The following is a 16,747-nucleotide window of genomic DNA, read 5'->3' as shown; positions in this document are numbered from 1 at the left end:
CGGCGGATCACCGTGCCGCCCGGAAGCCGGGCGGCACGGAGTCCTGCGGCCCGGCGGCCGCCCGCTTGTGCCGCTCCAGCTGGACCAGGCCCCCGTGCACCGCGCCCAGCAGGGCGGCCCGGCGGTCGGCGGCAGCCGCCTTCAGTCGGGCGGTGCGGACGGCCACCGGGTCGGTCCACGACTCCGGCTGCTGGGCCGGCCGGGCGGTGCGGTCGGCCAGCACCCGGGTCGCGTCCGCCGCAGCGAGAGCCCGCGCCGCCGCGGCCTTGGCCTCGGTGGCGGCCTGCACCGCCTGCTCCGCGGACCGCTTCGCGGACCCCACCGCGACCGTGGCCACCATCCACAGCAGCGCGCCGGTGAACACGCACCCGATCGCGAGGCCGAACACAAATCCGATCATGGGTCCCCCTGTCGTCCCGCTGCCTCTGCCCCGGAGGACCCTCCGGGACCCGCCCCCGGTTCCCTACTCCACCGGCACCGCGGCCGGCTGCGGGGCCGCGGCCGGGAGCCGGGCGGCCCGTTCGGTGCGGATCCGGCGCAGCGCGTCCCAGGTCAGCACCACCAGCGCCGACCAGACCAGCGCGAAGCCTGCCCAGCGGGCGGGCGCCATGGTCTCGTGGAAGTAGACGATGCCGATCAGGAACTGGAACGTGGGCGCCAGGTACTGCAGCAGGCCGACGGTGGACAGCGGCAGCCGCACCGCCGCGGCCCCGAAGCAGAGCAGCGGCACCGCCGTGATCGGCCCGGTCAGCGCGAGCAGCGCCGCGTGGCCGGACCCGTGCGAGGCGAACGACGAGTGCCCGGTCACCGACAGGTACACCAGGTAGGCCAGCGCGCACGGGAAGAGGAAGGCGGCCTCCAGCGCGAAGCTCTCCAGCCCGCCGAGCGCCACCTTCTTCTTCAGCAGGCCGTACAGCCCGAAGCTCAGGGCCAGCGTCAGCGCGATCCAGGGCAGCCGCCCGTAGCCGACGGTGAGCACCGCGACCGCCACCGCGCCGATGCCGACCGCCGCCCACTGCGCCCGGCGCAGGCGCTCGTGCAGCAACAGCACGCCGAATCCGATGGTCACGAGTGGATTGATGAAGTACCCGAGGCTGGTCTCCACCACGTGCCCGGAGTTCACGCCCCAGATGTAGACGCCCCAGTTGACCGCGATCACCGCCGCCGCCAGGCCGCTCAGCGCGAGCCGGCGCGGCTGGCGCAGCAGCGGGCGCAGCCAGGCCCAGTGCCGGCGCGCCGCCAGGATGGCCACCGCCGCGACCAGCGACCAGACCATCCGGTTGGCCAGGATCTCCCCCGCCGGGCTGGGTTCGAGCAGCGGCCAGTAGAGCGGGAAGAGCCCCCACATGCCGTAGGCGGCCATGCCGTACCACAGGCCTGCGCCGCTCTCGCTGCGGGCGGGCATCCGGACTCTCGGGGGCATGACGGTCCTCTCCTCCACCCGGCACACGGTCGAGCCCGACCGTAGCGGGCCGGGGAGAGCCCTGTCATCTCCATACTCACCAGTTGGTCATGACATGCCCCAGGGCTCGGCCAGGTTGAGCCCGGCCAGCTTGCCCGGGTTGAGCTGGGCCCGCAGCCCGGTGATCCGGCCGTCCTGGAGGTCGAGGCTCAGCGAGCCGCCCACCGTGCCGTCCGGGGCCCGGAAGAGCAGCGCCTGCTCCCCGTTGACCCAGGCGTGCTCCACCGTGACGCCGGTCATCTCCGGCTTGCGCAGCACCCCGATCAGCCAGCGGGCCACGTGGTCCGGCCCGTGCAGCGGCCGCCGGGCCGCGCGCACCACGCCGCCGCCGTCGGACCAGGAGGTCACCTCGGGGGCCAGCAGCTCCATCACCGCGCTCGCCTCACCGGTGGCGCAGGCGGCGAGGAACCGGTCGGTGATCTCGCGCCGCTCCCCGGCGTCGGTGTCGAAGCGCGGCCGGCGGGCCGCGACGTGGGCCTTGGCCCGGTGCGCGGTCTGCCGCACCGCCGCCTCGGTCCGGCCCAGCGTCTCGGCGATCTCGGCGGTGGCGTAGCCGAAGACCTCGCGGAGCACGAAGACCGCGCGCTCCAGCGGGCTGAGCGTCTCCAGCACCACCAGCATCGCCAGCGAGACCGACTCGGCCAGCTCGGCGTGCTCGGCCACGTCGGGGCTGGTGAGCAGCGGCTCGGGCAGCCACGGCCCGACGTAGGACTCCCGCCGCGCCCGGGCCGAGGTCAGCCGGTTGAGGGCCAGGTTGGTGACCGTGCGGACCAGGTAGGCCCGCGGGTTCTGCACGCCCGCCCGGTCCACGTCGGCCCACTTGAGCCAGGCGTCCTGCAGGACGTCCTCGGCGTCGGCGACGCTGCCGAGCATCCGGTAGGCGGTGCCGAAGAGCAGCCGCCGGTGCTCCAGGAACGGGTCCTGCGCCGTCTCCATGATCATGGCCGACACAGTACGCCGCCAGCAGCCCTGCCCGACAGGTCCGCTGACGCACCGTCCGGTCGGCCGGCGGGAGCAGCCGGACGCCCCGGACTCCGCGCGGGAGTCCGGGGCGTCAGCGGGAGGCTCAGGCGACGGTCCAGGTGTCCGGGCCGGCCAGCAGCTTCGCCAGGTCGCCGGCCCCCTTCTGGGCCACCGCCTCGTCCAACTGGTCGGCCATCTGGGTGTCGTACACCGGCCGCTCGACGTCCCGGAAGACGCCCACCGGGGTGTGGTGCAGCGCGTCGTTGCCGGCCAGCCGGGAGAGCGCGAAGGCGGTCACGGGGCTGGCCGCGTGCGCGTCGTGCACCACCACCTTGGCCCGGTTCGCCTCGGTCACCTCGCGCACCACCAGCTCGCCGGTGGCCTCGTCGCGGAAGACGCCCTGGTCGGCGAAGGTGATCGGCTCGCCCTGCACCAACCGGATCACCGCCTGGTCCGCGGTGCCCGGGTCCTTGAGCACCTGGAACGCGCCGTCGTTGAAGATCGGGCAGTTCTGGTAGATCTCCACCAGCGCCGTGCCCTCGTGCTCGGCGGCGGCCCGCAGCACCGACATCAGCCCGGGCCGGTCGGAGTCGATCGCCCGGGCCACGAAGGTGGCCTCCGCCCCCAGCGCCAGCGAGACCGGGTTGAACGGCGCGTCCAGCGAGCCCATCGGGGTGGACTTGGTGATCTTGCCCTGCTCCGAGGTCGGCGAGTACTGACCCTTCGTCAGGCCGTAGATCCGGTTGTTGAAGAGCAGGATCTTCAGGTTGACGTTGCGGCGCAGCGCGTGGATCAGGTGGTTGCCGCCGATCGAGAGCGCGTCGCCGTCGCCGGTGACCACCCAGACGCTCAGGTCGCGCCGCGAGGTGGCCAGGCCGGTCGCGATCGCCGGGGCACGGCCGTGGATCGAGTGCACCCCGTAGGTGTTCATGTAGTACGGGAACCGGGACGAGCAGCCGATCCCGGAGACGAAGACGGTGTTCTCCCGCTTGATCCCCAGCTCCGGCATGAAGGCCTGCACGGCGCCCAGGATCACGTAGTCCCCGCACCCGGGGCACCAGCGCACCTCCTGGTCGCTCTTGAACTCCTTCGCGGTCTGCAGCGCCTCGGCCTTGGGGACCAACTGCAACGAACGCAACTCAGCCATCAGTCCTCACTCCCGTCCAGCGTGCCGATCGCCGCCCACAACACGTCCGCCAGCTGGGCCGCCTTGAAGGGCAGCCCGCGCACTTGGTTGTAGGACTGCGCGTCCACCAGGTACTTCGCCCGCAGCAGCATGGCGAGCTGGCCGAGGTTCATCTCGGGCACGATGACCTTCTCGTAACTCCCGAGCACCTGGCCCAGGTTGGCCGGGAAGGGGTTGAGGTGGCGCAGGTGCGCCTGGGCGATGCTCGCACCGTCGGCGCGCAGCCGGCGCACCGCGGCGGTGATCGGGCCGTAGGTCGAGCCCCAGCCGATCACCAGCACCCGGGCCTGCCCGTCCGGGTCGTCCACCTCGATCGGCGGCACCTCGATGCCGTCCACCTTGGCCTGCCGGGTGCGCACCATCAGGTCGTGGTTGGCCGGGTCGTAGGAGATGTTGCCGGTGCCGTCCTGCTTCTCGATGCCGCCGATCCGGTGCTCCAGCCCCGGGGTGCCGGGCACCGCCCACGGGCGGGCCAGCGTGTGCGGATCGCGCTTGTACGGCCAGAACTCACCCTCCTCGGTGTTCGGGCCGGTGGCGAAGCCGGGCTCGATCACGGGGAGTTCGTCGACCTCGGGGATCCGCCACGGCTCCGAGCCGTTGGCCAGGTAGCCGTCCGAGAGCAGGAAGACCGGGGTGCGGTAGGTGACCGCGATCCGGGCCGCCTCCAGCGCCGCCGTGAAGCACTCGGCCGGGGTGGCCGGGGCCACCACCGGCACCGGCGCCTCGCCGTTGCGCCCGAACATCGCCTGCAGCAGGTCGGCCTGCTCGGTCTTGGTCGGCAGCCCGGTGGACGGACCGCCGCGCTGGATGTCGATCACCAGCAGCGGCAGTTCGAGCGAGACGGCCAGGCCGATGGTCTCCGACTTCAGCGCCACGCCCGGGCCCGAGGTGGTGGTCACGCCCAGCGCGCCGCCGAACGCGGCGCCCAGCGCCGCGCCGATGCCGGCGATCTCGTCCTCGGCCTGGAAGGTCCGCACGCCGAAGTTCTTGTGCTTGGACAGCTCGTGCAGGATGTCCGAGGCCGGGGTGATCGGGTACGACCCCAGGAAGAGCGGCAGGCCCGACCGCTGCCCGGCCGCGACCAGGCCGTAGGAGAGCGCCAGGTTGCCGGAGATGTTGCGGTAGCGCCCGGCCGGCAGCTTGGCCGGCGGCACCTCGTAGGAGACCGCGAAGTCCTCGGTGGTCTCGCCGAAGTTCCAACCCGCCCGGAAGGCGAGGATGTTGGCCTCGGCGATGGCCGGCTTCTTGGCGAACTTGGTGCGCAGGAACGATTCCGTGCCCTGGGTCGGCCGGTGGTACATCCAGGACAGCAGGCCCAGCGCGAACATGTTCTTCGCCCGTTCGGCGTCCTTGCGCAGCAGCCCGCTGTCCTTGAGCGCCTCCAGCGTCATCGTGGTCAGCGGCACCTTGTGCAGGTGGAACGCGCTGAGCGAGCCGTCCTCCAGCGGGTCCGCCGCGTAGCCGACCTTGGCCAGCGCCCGCTTGGTGAACTCGTCGGTGTTCACGATGATCTCGGCGCCGCGCGGCAGGTCGGCCAGGTTGGCCTTGAGGGCGGCCGGGTTCATCGCCACCAGGACGTTCGGCGCGTCGCCCGGGGTCAGGATGTCGTGGTCCGCGAAGTGCAGCTGGAAACTGGACACGCCCGGCAGGGTCCCCTGGGGCGCCCTGATCTCGGCGGGGAAGTTCGGCAGGGTGGACAGGTCGTTGCCGAAGGACGCCGTCTCCGAAGTGAAGCGGTCCCCGGTGAGCTGCATGCCGTCACCCGAGTCCCCCGCGAACCGGATGATCACTCGATCCAACCGCCGGATCGGCTTGGCCCGGCGCGGTGCTCCCGGAACCGGTCGCCCGCCCGGGCTCCCGCTCACTGCCTCTGCCTGGTCGACCTCGCTGGTCACTGCCGCGGACCTCCCTCAGGACCACCAGCCGCGGGCGTGAGCCGTGTGCTCCGTCCGTCTGGTGCACCGATCGCATCCTATGCGGGTTAGGAATCCCTTGGCCTTAGCTAAAGCAATAAGTCGTCCCGGGCTATTTCCGCGGCTGCGCCAAGTGGGTGTCAGGAGTTGAGGTAGGTGAGCACCGCGAGCACCCGGCGGTGGTCCTCCTGGCTCTGGCCGAGGCCGAGCTTGGCGAAGATGTTCGAGACGTGCTTCTCCACCGCCCCGTCGGAGACCACCAGCTGCTTGGCGACCGCCGCGTTGGTCCGCCCCTCGGCCATCAGCGAGAGCACCTCGCGCTCGCGCGGGGTCAGGCCGCTCAGCACGTCGCCGCGCCGGCTGCGGCTGAGCAGCTGCTGCACCACCTCGGGGTCCAGCGCGGTGCCGCCCGCCGCCACCCGGGTGACCGCGTCGGTGAACTCGCGCACCTCCGCCACCCGGTCCTTGAGCAGGTAGCCGATCCCCCGGGTGGAGCCGGCCAGCAGTTCGGCGGCGTACTGCTGCTCCACGTACTGGGAGAGCACCAGCACCCCGAGGCCCGGGTAGAGGCCGCGCAGCGCCACGCAGGCCCGCACGCCCTCGTCGGTGTGGGTGGGGGGCATCCGCACGTCGGCCACCACCACGTCCGGCAGCGCGTCGGCCGCGGCCAGGTCGTGCACCGCCTTGAGCAGGGCCTCCCCGTCGCCGACGCCGGCCACCACCTCCATGCCGCGGTCGGTGAGCAGCCGGTTCAGGCCCTCCCGGAGCAGGACGTTGTCCTCGGCAATGACGACGCGCAGCATGTGACGGCCTTCCCCCAGTCGAAACGGTCCGTCACATCGTACGGATCGCGACCGCGTCGCAGAGCCCCTGCAGGGCGGCCTTGGCCGGGCAGTCCGGCAGCGGGGCGAGCAGCGCGCGCGCCTCCTCGGCGTAGCGCAGCGTCTCCCGGCGGGCCCGCTCCAGCGCGGGGTGACGGCGCAGCAGGCGCAGCGCCTCGGCGTGCCGCTGATCGTCCGTCAGGTCCTGCGAGAGCAGCTCGCGCAGCCGGACGTCCTCCGGATCGGCCGGGTCCACCGGCATCGAGCGCAGCAGCAGCACCGGCAGCGTCGGCACGCCCTCGCGCAGGTCGGTGCCGGGGGTCTTGCCGGACTCGTGCGAGTCGCTGGCGATGTCCAGCACGTCGTCGGCGAGCTGGAAGGCCAGGCCCATCTTCTCGCCGTACTCGGTGAGGATGTCCACCGCCCAGGGCTCGGCCCCGGACATCAGCGCGCCGAACCGGCAGGAGACGGCGACCAGCGCGCCGGTCTTGCCGGACAGCACGTCCAGGTAGTGGGTCAGCGGGTCGCCGGCGCCGGGGCCGGCGGTCTCCAGGATCTGGCCGGTGACCAGCCGCTCGAAGGCGTCGGCCTGGATCCGCACCGCCTCCGGACCGAGGTCGGCCAGCACCTGGGAGGCGCGGGAGAAGAGGAAGTCGCCGGTGAGGATCGCCACCGAGTTGTCCCAGCGGGTGTTGGCGGTGGCCACCCCGCGCCGCACCGGGGCCTCGTCCATCACGTCGTCGTGGTACAGCGTGGCCAGGTGGGTCAGCTCGACCACCACGGCGGCCGGCACCACGCCGGGCGCGGTCGGGTCGCCGAACTGCGCGGCCAGCATCACCAGCAGCGGGCGGAACCGCTTGCCGCCGGCCTCCAGCAGGTGGCTGGCGGTGATGGTGATGAACGGGATCTCGCTCTTCACGGCCTCGGCGAGGGCCGCCTCGACGGCGTCCATGCCGGTCTGGACGTCACGGGTCAGGTCGCGGTCCTGCACGCTCAGCCCAAAGGGTCCCACGACGGTCACGAAGACCACTCCTGTCGCCGGTCGATCATGCGGTCCGGTCCCTGTTGCGGCCGCCCATCCCCAGCAGCGTATCGGGTCACGAGTGGATCACTGTACGGGCGTGCGGTAACAGCGTGCCGGGTCCGAAGGCAATGCCCTCGGACCCGGCCGGTTCGGTGCGGGGTCAGTGGCCGCCGAACATCGCCGCCTTGCCCGCCAGGTCCAGGAAGTACTGCGGCAGCACCCCCAGGCCGATGGTGGCGATCACGCCCAGGGTGATCGCGGTCGAGGTGAAGGCGCTGGGGATCGCCACCGCCGGCCCGTTCGGCTGCGGGTCGGAGAAGAACATCAGCACGATCACCCGGATGTAGAAGAACGCGGCCACCGCCGAGCTCAGCACACCGACGATCACCAGCGGGGTGGCGCCGCCCGCCGCCGCGGCCTGGAACACCGCGAACTTCCCGGTGAAGCCGGCGGTCAGCGGGATCCCCGCGAAGGAGAGCAGGAAGAGCGCGAAGACCGCGGCCAGCAGCGGCGAGCGCCGCCCCAGGCCGGCCCAGCTGGACAGGTGGGTGGCCTCGCCCTTGGAGTCGCGCACCAGGGTGACCACGCCGAAGGCGCCGAGGGTGACGACGGAGTAGGCCAGCAGGTAGAAGAGCACCGCGCCCAGGCCCTGCCGGTTGCTGGCGATCACACCGGTCAGGATGAAGCCGGCGTGCGCGATCGAGGAGTAGGCCAGGAGGCGCTTCACGTCCTGCTGGGTGACGGCCAGGATCGCGCCGACCACCATGGTGAGGATCGCCACGGCCCACATCACCGGCCGCCAGTCCCAGCGCAGGCCCGGGAAGGCCACGTAGAACAGGCGCAGCAGCGCACCGAAGGCGGCCACCTTGGTGGCGGCGGCCATGAAGCCGGTGACCGGGGTCGGGGCGCCCTGGTAGACGTCCGGGGTCCAGGCGTGGAACGGCACGGCGCCGACCTTGAAGAGCAGGCCGACCGCGAGCAGCGCCAGGCCGATCAGCAGCAGCATGTCGTTCTGGGTGCTGCTGGCCAGTGCCGGGGTGGCCGGCGCGGTGCCGGCGATCACGTCGTGGATCTCCGGCAGCCGGAAGGTGCCCGCGTACCCGTACAGCAGCGCACTGCCGAACAGGAAGAACGCCGAGGCGAACGAGCCGAGCAGGAAGTACTTGACCGCCGCCTCCTGGGAGAGCAGCCGGCGCCGCCGGGCCAGCGCGCAGAGCAGGTAGAGCGGCAGCGAGAAGACCTCCAGCGCCACGAACATGGTCAGCAGGTCGTTGGCGGCCGGGAAGAGCAGCATGCCGCCGATCGCGAACATGGTCAGCGGGTAGACCTCGGTGGAGGCGAAGCCCGCCCGGGTGGCCTGCCGCTCCTGGTCGCCGCCGGGGGTGGCGCCGCCCTGGGCGGTGAAGGCGTCCACCGGCACGCCCTCGGGCCGCGGGTCCAGCCGCCGCTCGGCGTAGAGCAGCACGGCCAGCACGCCGGCCAGCAGGATCACGCCCTGCAGGAAGAGCGCGGGGCCGTCCAGCGCCACCGCGCCCATCGCGATCAGGCCGCTCTTGGTGGTGCCGTAGCCGTTGCCGGCCAGCACCAGCACCGCGGTGAAGGCCGCCGCCAGGCCGGCCAGCGCCACCACCACCTGGGCGGTCCAGCGCATCCGGCGGGGCAGGAAGGCCTCGGCCAGGATGCCGACCACGGCGGCGCCGAAGACGATCAGCATCGGCGAGAGCTGGCCGTACTCGATCTGCGGCGCCGGAATGCTCGCCGTGCCGCCACCGGCGGCGGCCATCCACAGGCTGTGGACATTGCTCACTTGGTCTCACCTCCGGCGGTGCCGGCCACCGGGTGGGCGGGGGCCGGGTCGGTCCTGTGGACCTGGGAGAGGGTGTCGGCCACCGCCGGGTTGACCAGGTCGGTGAGCGGCTTGGGGTAGACGCCGAGCACGATGGTCAGCGCGATCAGCGGCGCGGCCACCAGCAGCTCGCGCGCCTTCAGGTCGGCCATGCCGGCCACCTGCGGCTTGACCGGCCCGGTCATGGTGCGCTGGTAGAGCACCAGCACGTAGAGCGCGGCCAGCACGATGCCCAGGGTGGCCACGATGCCCAGCGCCGGGTACCGGGTGAAGGTCCCGACCAGCACCAGGAACTCGCTGACGAACGGGGCCAGGCCGGGCAGCGAGAGGGTGGCCAGGCCACCGACCAGGAAGGTGCCGGCCAGCACCGGGGCCACCTTCTGCACGCCGCCGAAGTCGGCGATCAGCCGCGAGCCGCGCCGCGAGATCAGGAAGCCGGCGACCAGCATCAGCAGCGCCGTGGAGATGCCGTGGTTGACCATGTAGAGCGTGGCGCCGCTCTGGCCCTGGCTGGTCATCGCGAAGATGCCCATGATGATGAAGCCGAAGTGCGAGATGGAGGCGTAGGCCACCAGCCGCTTGATGTCCTTCTGACCCACCGCCAGCAGCGCGCCGTAGAGGATCCCGATCACCGCGAGCACCAGGATCGCCGGGGCGAAGAACCGCGAGGCGTTCGGGAACAGGCCCAGGCAGAAGCGGAGCATCGCGAAGGTGCCGACCTTGTCGACCACCGCGGTGATCAGCACCGCGGTGCCCGGGGTCGACTCGCCCATCGCGTTCGGCAGCCAGGTGTGCAGCGGCCAGAGCGGGGCCTTCACCGCGAAGGCGAAGAAGAAGCCGAGGAAGAGCGCCCGCTCGGCGTTGGTGTTGATCACCAGCTTGCCGTCGGCGATCGCCCCGGTCAGGGTCTGCAGGTCGAAGGTGCCGAAGCCCTGGTCCTGCGCGACCACGTACAGCCCGATCACGGCCGCCAGCATCACCAGGCCGCCGAGCAGGTTGTAGAGCAGGAACTTCACGGCCGCGTAGGAGCGCTGCTTGGCCGAGTCCGGCCCGCCCGCCCGGTCGCCGAAGCCGCCGATCAGGAAGTACATCGGGATCAGCATGGCTTCGAAGAAGACGTAGAACAGGAAGACGTCGGTGGCCAGGAAGGAGAGGATCACCATCGCCTCGACGGCCAGGATCAGCGCGAAGAAGCCCTGGGTCCGGCGCTTGCGCTCGAACGTCTGGGCCTCGACCGCCCCCTCGGGGGTGGGTGCCGGGTCCGGGTCGTGCCAGGAGGCCAGCATCACCAGCGGCACCAGCACCGCGGTGAGCAGCACCAGCACCGCGCCGATGCCGTCCACCCCCAGCGAGAAGCTGATCCCGAAGGAGCGGATCCAGCTGTGGTGCTCGGTCAGCTGGTAGCGCGGGCCGCCGCTCCTGAACTGCGCGGCGACCACGCCGGCCAGCGCCAGGGTGGCGGCCGAGACGGCCAGCGCCACGGCCTTGGTGGTGCGCCGCCGGGCCTGGCTCGACCCGGCGGGCAGCGCGGCGGTCAGGACCGCCCCGGCCGCCGGGACGGCGCAGGTGACGGTGAGCAAGGCACTCATCGGTCAACCCCCTGACAGTCCATCGGAGTGTTCATGCCGACCTCATCAGGAGAGTGGTGGCGACCAGCACCAGCGTGCCGCCGAACATGGAGAGGGCGTAGGAGCGGACGTAGCCGTTCTGCAGCCGCCGCAGCCGGCCGGAGACGCCCCCGATGGTGGCGGCCAGCCCGTTGACGAAGCCGTCCACGCCCTTGATGTCGAAGTAGACCAGCGCCGCCGTCAGCGCGGATCCGGGGCGGACCAGCACGGCGTGGTTGAAGTCGTCCTGCAGCAGGTCGCGGCGGGCCGCCCGGGTGAGCGGCGAGCCGATCGGCGGGGTGACCGGCACCTCGCCGCGCCCGTACATCAGGTAGGAGACCGCGACCCCGGCGAGCATGCAGGCCATGGTCAGCCCGGTGATCACGCCGGTCGGCAGCGGCGAGTGGCCCTCGCTGTGCCCGGTGACCGGCTCCAGCCAGTGCAGGAAGGAGCTGTTCAGGCTGAACAGCCCACCGGCGAAGACCGAGCCGAAGGCCAGCAGGATCATCGGCAGCGTCATCGACTTGGGCGACTCGTGCGGGTGCGGGTCGTGGCCCTGCGCGTCCGGCTGCCAGCGCTTCTCGCCGAAGAAGGTCAGCAGCATCACCCGGGTCATGTAGAACGCGGTGACCGCGGCGCCGACCAGGGTGACCAGGCCGAGGATCCAGCCCTCGGAGCCGCCCTTGGCGAAGGCCGCCTCGATGATCTTGTCCTTGGAGAAGAACCCGGACAGCCCCGGGAAGCCGATGATCGCCAGGTAGCCGAGCCCGAAGGTGACGAAGGTGATCGGCATGTACTTGCGCAGGCCGCCGTAGTGACGCATGTTCACCTCGTCGTTCATGCCGTGCATGACCGACCCGGCGCCGAGGAAGAGCCCGGCCTTGAAGAAGCCGTGGGTCACCAGGTGCATGATCGCGAAGACGTAGCCGATCGGGCCCAGGCCCGCGGCCAGCACCATGTAGCCGATCTGCGACATGGTCGAGCCGGCCAGCGCCTTCTTGATGTCGTCCTTGGCGCAACCGACGACCGCACCGAAGAGCAGGGTGACCGCACCCACGCAGACCACCGCGGTCTGCGCGTCCGGCGCCAGGTTGAAGATCACGTTCGAGCGGGTGATCAGGTAGACGCCGGCGGTCACCATGGTGGCCGCGTGGATCAGCGCGGAGACCGGGGTCGGGCCCTCCATCGCGTCGCCGAGCCAGCTCTGCAGCGGCACCTGGGCCGACTTGCCGCAGGCCGCCAGCAGCAGCATCAGCGCGATCGCGGTGAGCTTGCCCTCGCTCGCCTGGTGCGCCGTGGCGAACACCCCGGAGAACGAGAAGTCGCCGAACTGGGTGAACATCAGCATGATCGCGATCGACAGGCCCACGTCGCCGACCCGGTTGACCAGGAAGGCCTTCTTGGCCGCGGTGGCCGCGCTCGGCTTGTGCTGCCAGAACCCGATCAGCAGGTACGAGGCGAGGCCCACGCCCTCCCAACCGACGTACAGCAGAAGGTAGTTGTTCGCCAGCACCAGGATCAGCATGGCGGCCAGGAACAGGTTGAGGTAGCCGAAGAACCGGCGGCGGCGCTCGTCGTGCGCCATGTAACCCACCGAGTAGAGGTGGATCAGGGTGCCGACGCCGGTGATCAGCAGGACGAAGGTGATCGACAGCTGGTCCAGCTGGAAGGCCACGTCGGCCTGGAAGCCGGCCACCGGGATCCAGCTGAACAGCTTGGTGGTGACGGCCCGTTGATCGGCCGAGCGGCCCAGCATGTCGAAGAAGAGGACGAGCCCGAAGGCGAAGGAGAGCGCGGCGGCGAGCGTGCCCAGCCAGTGGCCGAACTTGTCGAGCGCCCGCCCGCCGAGCAGCAGCAGGGCAGCACCGGCCAGCGGCGCCGCGACTAGCAGCGGGATGAGAGAGTTCACCTGGGCCCCTACAGCTTCATCAGGTTGCTGTCGTCGACCGAAGCCGAGTGCCTGGTCCGGAAGATGCTCACGATGATGGCCAGGCCCACCACCACCTCGGCCGCGGCGACCACCATGGTGAAGAAGGCCAGGATCTGGCCGTCCAGGTTGCCGTGCAGCCGGGAGAAGGTGACCAGCGCCAGGTTGGAGGCGTTCAGCATCAGCTCCACGCACATGAAGAGCACGATGGCGTTGCGCCGGATCAGCACCCCGGAGGCCCCGATGGTGAACAGCAGGGCGGCCAGGTAGAGGTAGTTGACCGGATTCACTCTGCCTCCTCCGGGTTCTGACGGTGTGTCTGCTCACCCGGCACGGTCTCCAGCGCGCCCCGCTGCTGCGGCGGCGCGGGCCGCTCGGAGGAGGGGCGGCCGAGCCACTCGGCGGTGCTGTTCTCCAGCTCCGCCATCCGCTCCAGCATGGCCCGGCTGACGTCGCGGACCTGGCCGCGCTCGCGCAGCGTGCTCATCACCGAGTCCTCGCTGATGGTGCCGTCCGGCAGCAGGGCGGCGATGTCCACCGCGTTGTGCCGGGCGTAGACACCGGGCGCCGGCAGCGGCGGGACCTGCACGTTGTCCCGGATCCGCCGGGCGGCCAGCTCGCGCTGGGTGCTCGGGGCCTGCACGTGCTCGCGGTGGGTCAGCACCATCGCGCCGATCGCGGCGGTGATCAGCAGCGCACCGGTGACCTCGAACGCCCAGACGTACTTGGTGAAGATCAGCCGGGCCAGGCCCTGCACGTTGCCCTCGGCGTTGGCCTCGGCCAGGCCGGTGAAGTGGCCCAGCTTGGCGTTGGCGATGCCGGCGATCAGCAGCACCCCGAAGCCGAGGCCGCAGAGCACCGCGGCCACCCGCTGGCCCTTGAGCTGCTCCTTGACCGAGTCGGCACTGGAGACGCCGACCAGCATCACCACGAAGAGGAAGAGCATCATGATCGCGCCGGTGTAGACCACGATCTGCACCACGCCCAGGAAGACCGCGCCCTGGGCCAGGTAGCAGACCGCCAGCGCCAGCATGGTGGCGGCCAGGCAGAGCGCGCTGTGCACCGCCTTGCGCAGCAGCAGCATGCCCAGCGCGCCGCCCACGGCGATCACCGCGAGCACCCAGAACTGGACCGCCTCGCCGGTGGAGGTCATGAGGTCACCTCGCTCTCGTGCTGCGGCTGGGTGACCGTGCCGGGCGCGGCCTCGGTGACCTCGCCGCGGTAGTAGGCGCCCTCGTCGGTGCCGGGGGGCATCGCGTGCGGCGGCGCCACCATGCCCTCGGTGAGGCCGGCCAGCAGCTGCTCCTTGGTGAAGATCAGGTCCTTGCGCGAGGAGTCGGCCAGCTCGTACTCGTTGGTCATGGTGAGCGCGCGGGTCGGGCAGGCCTCGATGCACAGGCCGCACAGGATGCAGCGGGCGTAGTTGATCTGGTAGACCGCGCCGTACCGCTCGCCCGGGGAGTAACGCTCCTCCTCGGTGTTGTCGGCGCCTTCCACGTAGATCGCGTCCGCCGGGCAGGCCCAGGCGCACAGCTCGCAGCCGACGCACTTCTCCAGCCCGTCCGGGTGCCGGTTCAGCTGGTGGCGTCCGTGGAACCGGGGCGCGGTGGGCTTCTTCTGCTCGGGGTACTGCTCGGTCAGCCGCTTCTTGAACATGGCCTTGAAGGTCACGGCGAAGCCCGCGGCCGGTCCCAGCATCGACGGCTTGTCGTCGGAGGTGGGCATCCCGGTTCAGCTCCCTTCGGACTGGTTGGCGCCGTTGAGCGCATCCTGCAGGTCGTCGGCCGGCGGCTGGATCCGCGGCACCCGGCTGCGCCGGCGGGGCACCGGCGGCAGGTGCTGGCCGGGCAGCGGCGGGACGGGGTACCCGTCCGCCATCGGGTCGAACTCGGCGGTCGCCGAGGGTGTCCGGAGCCCCTGCTCCGCCTTCCCCGGCTCCTTCTTGCGCAGCACGTCCCAGACCAGCGAGAGCAGCAGCAGCGCACAGACCGGCGCTCCCACGTACAGCACCACGTCGCCGAAGCCGTAGCCCTGGTTGCGCAGTGCCCGGACGCTGGCCACCATCACCAGCCAGACCAGCGAGACCGGGATCAGCACCTTCCACCCGAGCTTCATGAACTGGTCGTAGCGCAGCCGGGGCAGCGTGCCGCGCAGCCAGATGAAGAAGAAGAGCAGCAGCTGGATCTTGAGGACGATCCAGAGCATCGGCCACCAGCCGTGGTTGGCGCCGGCCCAGAAGGTGGAGATCGGCCACGGGGCCCGCCAGCCGCCCAGGAAGAGGGTGGCGGCGACCGCCGAGACGGTGACCATGTTGACGTACTCGGCCAGCATGAACATCGCGAACTTCAACGAGCTGTACTCGGTGTTGAAGCCGCCGACCAGCTCGCCCTCGGCCTCGGGGAGGTCGAACGGCGCCCGGTTGGTCTCGCCCACCATCGCGATGATGTAGACGATGAAGGAGACCGGCAGCAGCACCGCGAACCAGGTCGGCTGCTGCTTCTCGACGATCTGCGAGGTGGACATCGAGCCGGAGTAGATGAACACCGCGGCGAACGACAGGCCCATCGCGATCTCGTAGGAGATCATCTGCGCCGAGGAGCGCAGGCCGCCGAGCAGCGGGTAGGTCGAGCCGGAGGACCAGCCCGCCAGCACGATGCCGTAGATCCCGACCGAGGCGGTGGCCAGGATGAAGAGCAGCGCCACCGGCAGGTCGGTCAGCTGCATCGGGGTCCGGGTGCCGAAGATGGAGATCTCGTTGTCGGCCGGGCCGAACGGGATCACCGCGAAGGACATGAAGGCCGGGATCGCGGCGACCACCGGCGCCAGCACGAAGACCACCTTGTCGGCCTTGGCGACCACCAGGTCTTCCTTGAGCGCCAGCTTCACGCCGTCGGCCAGCGACTGCAGCAGACCCCAGGGGCCGTGCCGGTTGGGGCCGATCCGCAGCTGCATCCAGGCGACGACCTTGCGCTCCCAGACGATCGCGATCAGCACCGTGCCGACCAGGAAGGCGAAGCAGAACACCGCCTTCAGCAGCACCAGCCACCACGGGTCGCGGCCGAAGTAGCCGAGCGTCTCGTAGGCGGCGGCGATCGGCACGTCAGCGACGTATCCCATCACTCCTCCTCCCCCGCGGGGGCGATGGTCACCAGGTGACCGACCGTGGTGCCGAGCCGGCGGTGGATACCGCCCTCGGTCGAGTTGACCGGCAGCCAGACGGTGCGGTCGGGCAGCTCGGGGTGGATCTGCAGCGGCAGCACCAGCGAGCCGGCCGGACCGGAGACCCGCAGCCGGTCCGCGGCGCCGATCTCGGCGGCCGTGGTCGGCGAGAGCCGGGCCACCGCCGGGTGCCGGGTGCCGGCCAGGTGCTCGTCGCCCTGCTGCAGCGTGCCGCGGTCCAGCAGCTGCCGCCAACCCGCCAGCACTGCCTGCCCGTTGGCCGGGCGTGGCAGCGGGGCGGGGTGACCGGCGGGGGCCGCCGGGCGGTCGCCGTCCCACGGGGTGAAGGCGTTCAGCTCGCGGCGGGCGGCGGTGACGTCCGGCAGCCCGATGCCGCGACCGAGCGCCTCGGACAGCATGTCCAGCACCCGCAGGTCGCCGGAGAGGTGACGGCCCATCATCTGGTCCGGCTTCAGCGCGGCCTCGAACAGCCGCACCCGGCCCTCCCAGTCCAGGAAGGTGCCGGCCTTCTCGGCCACCGCGGCCACCGGCAGCACCACGTCGGCCTGCTCGGTGACGGCGGTGGGCCGCAGCTCCAGCGCGACCACGAAGCCCGCCCGGGCCAGCGCCTCGTCGGCCAGCTGCGGGTCCGCCAGGTCGTCCGGGTCGAGGCCGCCGATCACCAGCGCGTCCAGGTCGCCGGCCGCGGCGGCGGCCAGGATCTGGCCGGTGTCGCGGCCGAGCCGGGCCGGGAGGTCGGCGACGCCCCAGGCGGCGGCCGCCTCGGCCCGGGCGGCCGGCACGGTGACCGGGCGCCCGCCGGGCAGCAGGCCCGGCAG

Annotated in this window: 15 protein-coding genes; all 15 read right to left on the bottom strand. The window is 71.5% G+C overall.

The features are described from left to right. Nucleotides 1-7 precede the first annotated feature (7 nt). The gene (locus ACFW1A_RS08200; RefSeq protein WP_380406155.1) at nucleotides 8-400 is read right to left on the bottom strand and encodes a hypothetical protein; all 393 of its coding nucleotides are present in this window, start codon (nucleotides 398-400) and stop codon (nucleotides 8-10) included. A 63-nt stretch (nucleotides 401-463) separates the two neighbouring features. Next, a complete protein-coding gene (gene rarD, locus ACFW1A_RS08195; protein WP_380406152.1) occupies nucleotides 464-1,423 on the bottom strand; it encodes an EamA family transporter RarD in 960 nt (319 codons plus the stop codon). Between the two features lie 87 nt (nucleotides 1,424-1,510). Next, nucleotides 1,511-2,404, bottom strand: a complete 894-nt coding sequence (locus tag ACFW1A_RS08190) for an RNA polymerase sigma-70 factor (protein ID WP_380406149.1) — start codon at nucleotides 2,402-2,404, stop codon at nucleotides 1,511-1,513. A gap of 124 nt (nucleotides 2,405-2,528) precedes the next feature. Further along, nucleotides 2,529-3,572: a 2-oxoacid:ferredoxin oxidoreductase subunit beta gene (locus ACFW1A_RS08185; RefSeq protein WP_380406146.1), complete on the bottom strand. Its 1,044-nt coding sequence runs from the start codon at nucleotides 3,570-3,572 to the stop codon at nucleotides 2,529-2,531. Next, entirely contained in the window at nucleotides 3,572-5,476 is a 1,905-nt protein-coding gene (locus tag ACFW1A_RS08180) for a 2-oxoacid:acceptor oxidoreductase subunit alpha (RefSeq protein WP_380406242.1), read from the bottom strand. Before ACFW1A_RS08180 ends, ACFW1A_RS08185 begins: the two co-directional genes overlap by 1 nt. A gap of 188 nt (nucleotides 5,477-5,664) precedes the next feature. Continuing rightward, entirely contained in the window at nucleotides 5,665-6,324 is a 660-nt protein-coding gene (locus ACFW1A_RS08175) for a LuxR C-terminal-related transcriptional regulator (protein WP_380406239.1), read from the bottom strand. 34 nt (nucleotides 6,325-6,358) lie between these two features. After that, nucleotides 6,359-7,366 (bottom strand): polyprenyl synthetase family protein, encoded by a 1,008-nt coding sequence (locus tag ACFW1A_RS08170; protein WP_380406143.1) that lies wholly within the window; start codon nucleotides 7,364-7,366, stop codon nucleotides 6,359-6,361. A gap of 163 nt (nucleotides 7,367-7,529) precedes the next feature. Then, nucleotides 7,530-9,152 (bottom strand): NADH-quinone oxidoreductase subunit NuoN, encoded by a 1,623-nt coding sequence (gene nuoN, locus ACFW1A_RS08165; protein WP_380406236.1) that lies wholly within the window; start codon nucleotides 9,150-9,152, stop codon nucleotides 7,530-7,532. Between the two features lie 20 nt (nucleotides 9,153-9,172). After that, nucleotides 9,173-10,804 (bottom strand): NADH-quinone oxidoreductase subunit M, encoded by a 1,632-nt coding sequence (locus ACFW1A_RS08160; RefSeq protein ID WP_380406140.1) that lies wholly within the window; start codon nucleotides 10,802-10,804, stop codon nucleotides 9,173-9,175. Between the two features lie 31 nt (nucleotides 10,805-10,835). Then, entirely contained in the window at nucleotides 10,836-12,731 is a 1,896-nt protein-coding gene (gene nuoL, locus ACFW1A_RS08155; protein ID WP_380406137.1) for an NADH-quinone oxidoreductase subunit L, read from the bottom strand. An 8-nt stretch (nucleotides 12,732-12,739) separates the two neighbouring features. Beyond that, complete coding sequence (gene nuoK / locus ACFW1A_RS08150) at nucleotides 12,740-13,039, bottom strand: NADH-quinone oxidoreductase subunit NuoK (protein WP_043915678.1); 300 nt, start codon at nucleotides 13,037-13,039, stop codon at nucleotides 12,740-12,742. Continuing rightward, on the bottom strand, nucleotides 13,036-13,902 hold the full coding sequence (locus ACFW1A_RS08145) for an NADH-quinone oxidoreductase subunit J (RefSeq protein WP_380406133.1): 867 nt from the start codon (nucleotides 13,900-13,902) through the stop codon (nucleotides 13,036-13,038). The genes nuoK and ACFW1A_RS08145 overlap by 4 nt, the downstream gene beginning before the upstream one ends. Then, nucleotides 13,899-14,474: an NADH-quinone oxidoreductase subunit NuoI gene (nuoI, locus tag ACFW1A_RS08140; RefSeq protein ID WP_380406130.1), complete on the bottom strand. Its 576-nt coding sequence runs from the start codon at nucleotides 14,472-14,474 to the stop codon at nucleotides 13,899-13,901. Before nuoI ends, ACFW1A_RS08145 begins: the two co-directional genes overlap by 4 nt. A 6-nt stretch (nucleotides 14,475-14,480) precedes the next feature. After that, nucleotides 14,481-15,866, bottom strand: coding sequence for an NADH-quinone oxidoreductase subunit NuoH (nuoH, locus tag ACFW1A_RS08135; RefSeq protein ID WP_380406127.1), 1,386 nt, complete (start codon nucleotides 15,864-15,866; stop codon nucleotides 14,481-14,483). After that, nucleotides 15,866-16,747 (bottom strand): molybdopterin-dependent oxidoreductase (locus tag ACFW1A_RS08130; RefSeq protein ID WP_380406124.1); only part of this gene is annotated, 882 nt, incomplete at its 5' end. The genes ACFW1A_RS08130 and nuoH, both read right to left, overlap by 1 nt.

Origin of the sequence: Kitasatospora sp. NPDC058965, assembly GCF_042741245.1 — a bacterium.
In the GTDB taxonomy this organism is placed as follows: domain Bacteria; phylum Actinomycetota; class Actinomycetes; order Streptomycetales; family Streptomycetaceae; genus Kitasatospora.
The sequence above is the reverse complement of the archived record's forward strand: the minus strand, read 5'-3'. Positions and strand labels throughout refer to the sequence as shown.

Excerpts from the sequence above, each read along its gene's own strand:
- ACFW1A_RS08200 (WP_380406155.1), bottom strand. The coding sequence starts at position 400 with ATGATCGGATTTGTGTTCGGCCTCGCGATCGGGTGCGTGTTCACCGGC.
- rarD (WP_380406152.1), bottom strand. The coding sequence starts at position 1,423 with ATGCCCCCGAGAGTCCGGATGCCCGCCCGCAGCGAGAGCGGCGCAGGC.
- ACFW1A_RS08190 (WP_380406149.1), bottom strand. The coding sequence starts at position 2,404 with ATGATCATGGAGACGGCGCAGGACCCGTTCCTGGAGCACCGGCGGCTG.
- ACFW1A_RS08185 (WP_380406146.1), bottom strand. The coding sequence starts at position 3,572 with ATGGCTGAGTTGCGTTCGTTGCAGTTGGTCCCCAAGGCCGAGGCGCTG.
- nuoN (WP_380406236.1), bottom strand. The coding sequence starts at position 9,152 with ATGGCCGCCGCCGGTGGCGGCACGGCGAGCATTCCGGCGCCGCAGATC.
- ACFW1A_RS08160 (WP_380406140.1), bottom strand. The coding sequence starts at position 10,804 with ATGAGTGCCTTGCTCACCGTCACCTGCGCCGTCCCGGCGGCCGGGGCG.
- ACFW1A_RS08145 (WP_380406133.1), bottom strand. The coding sequence starts at position 13,902 with ATGACCTCCACCGGCGAGGCGGTCCAGTTCTGGGTGCTCGCGGTGATC.
- nuoI (WP_380406130.1), bottom strand. The coding sequence starts at position 14,474 with ATGCCCACCTCCGACGACAAGCCGTCGATGCTGGGACCGGCCGCGGGC.
- nuoH (WP_380406127.1), bottom strand. The coding sequence starts at position 15,866 with ATGGGATACGTCGCTGACGTGCCGATCGCCGCCGCCTACGAGACGCTC.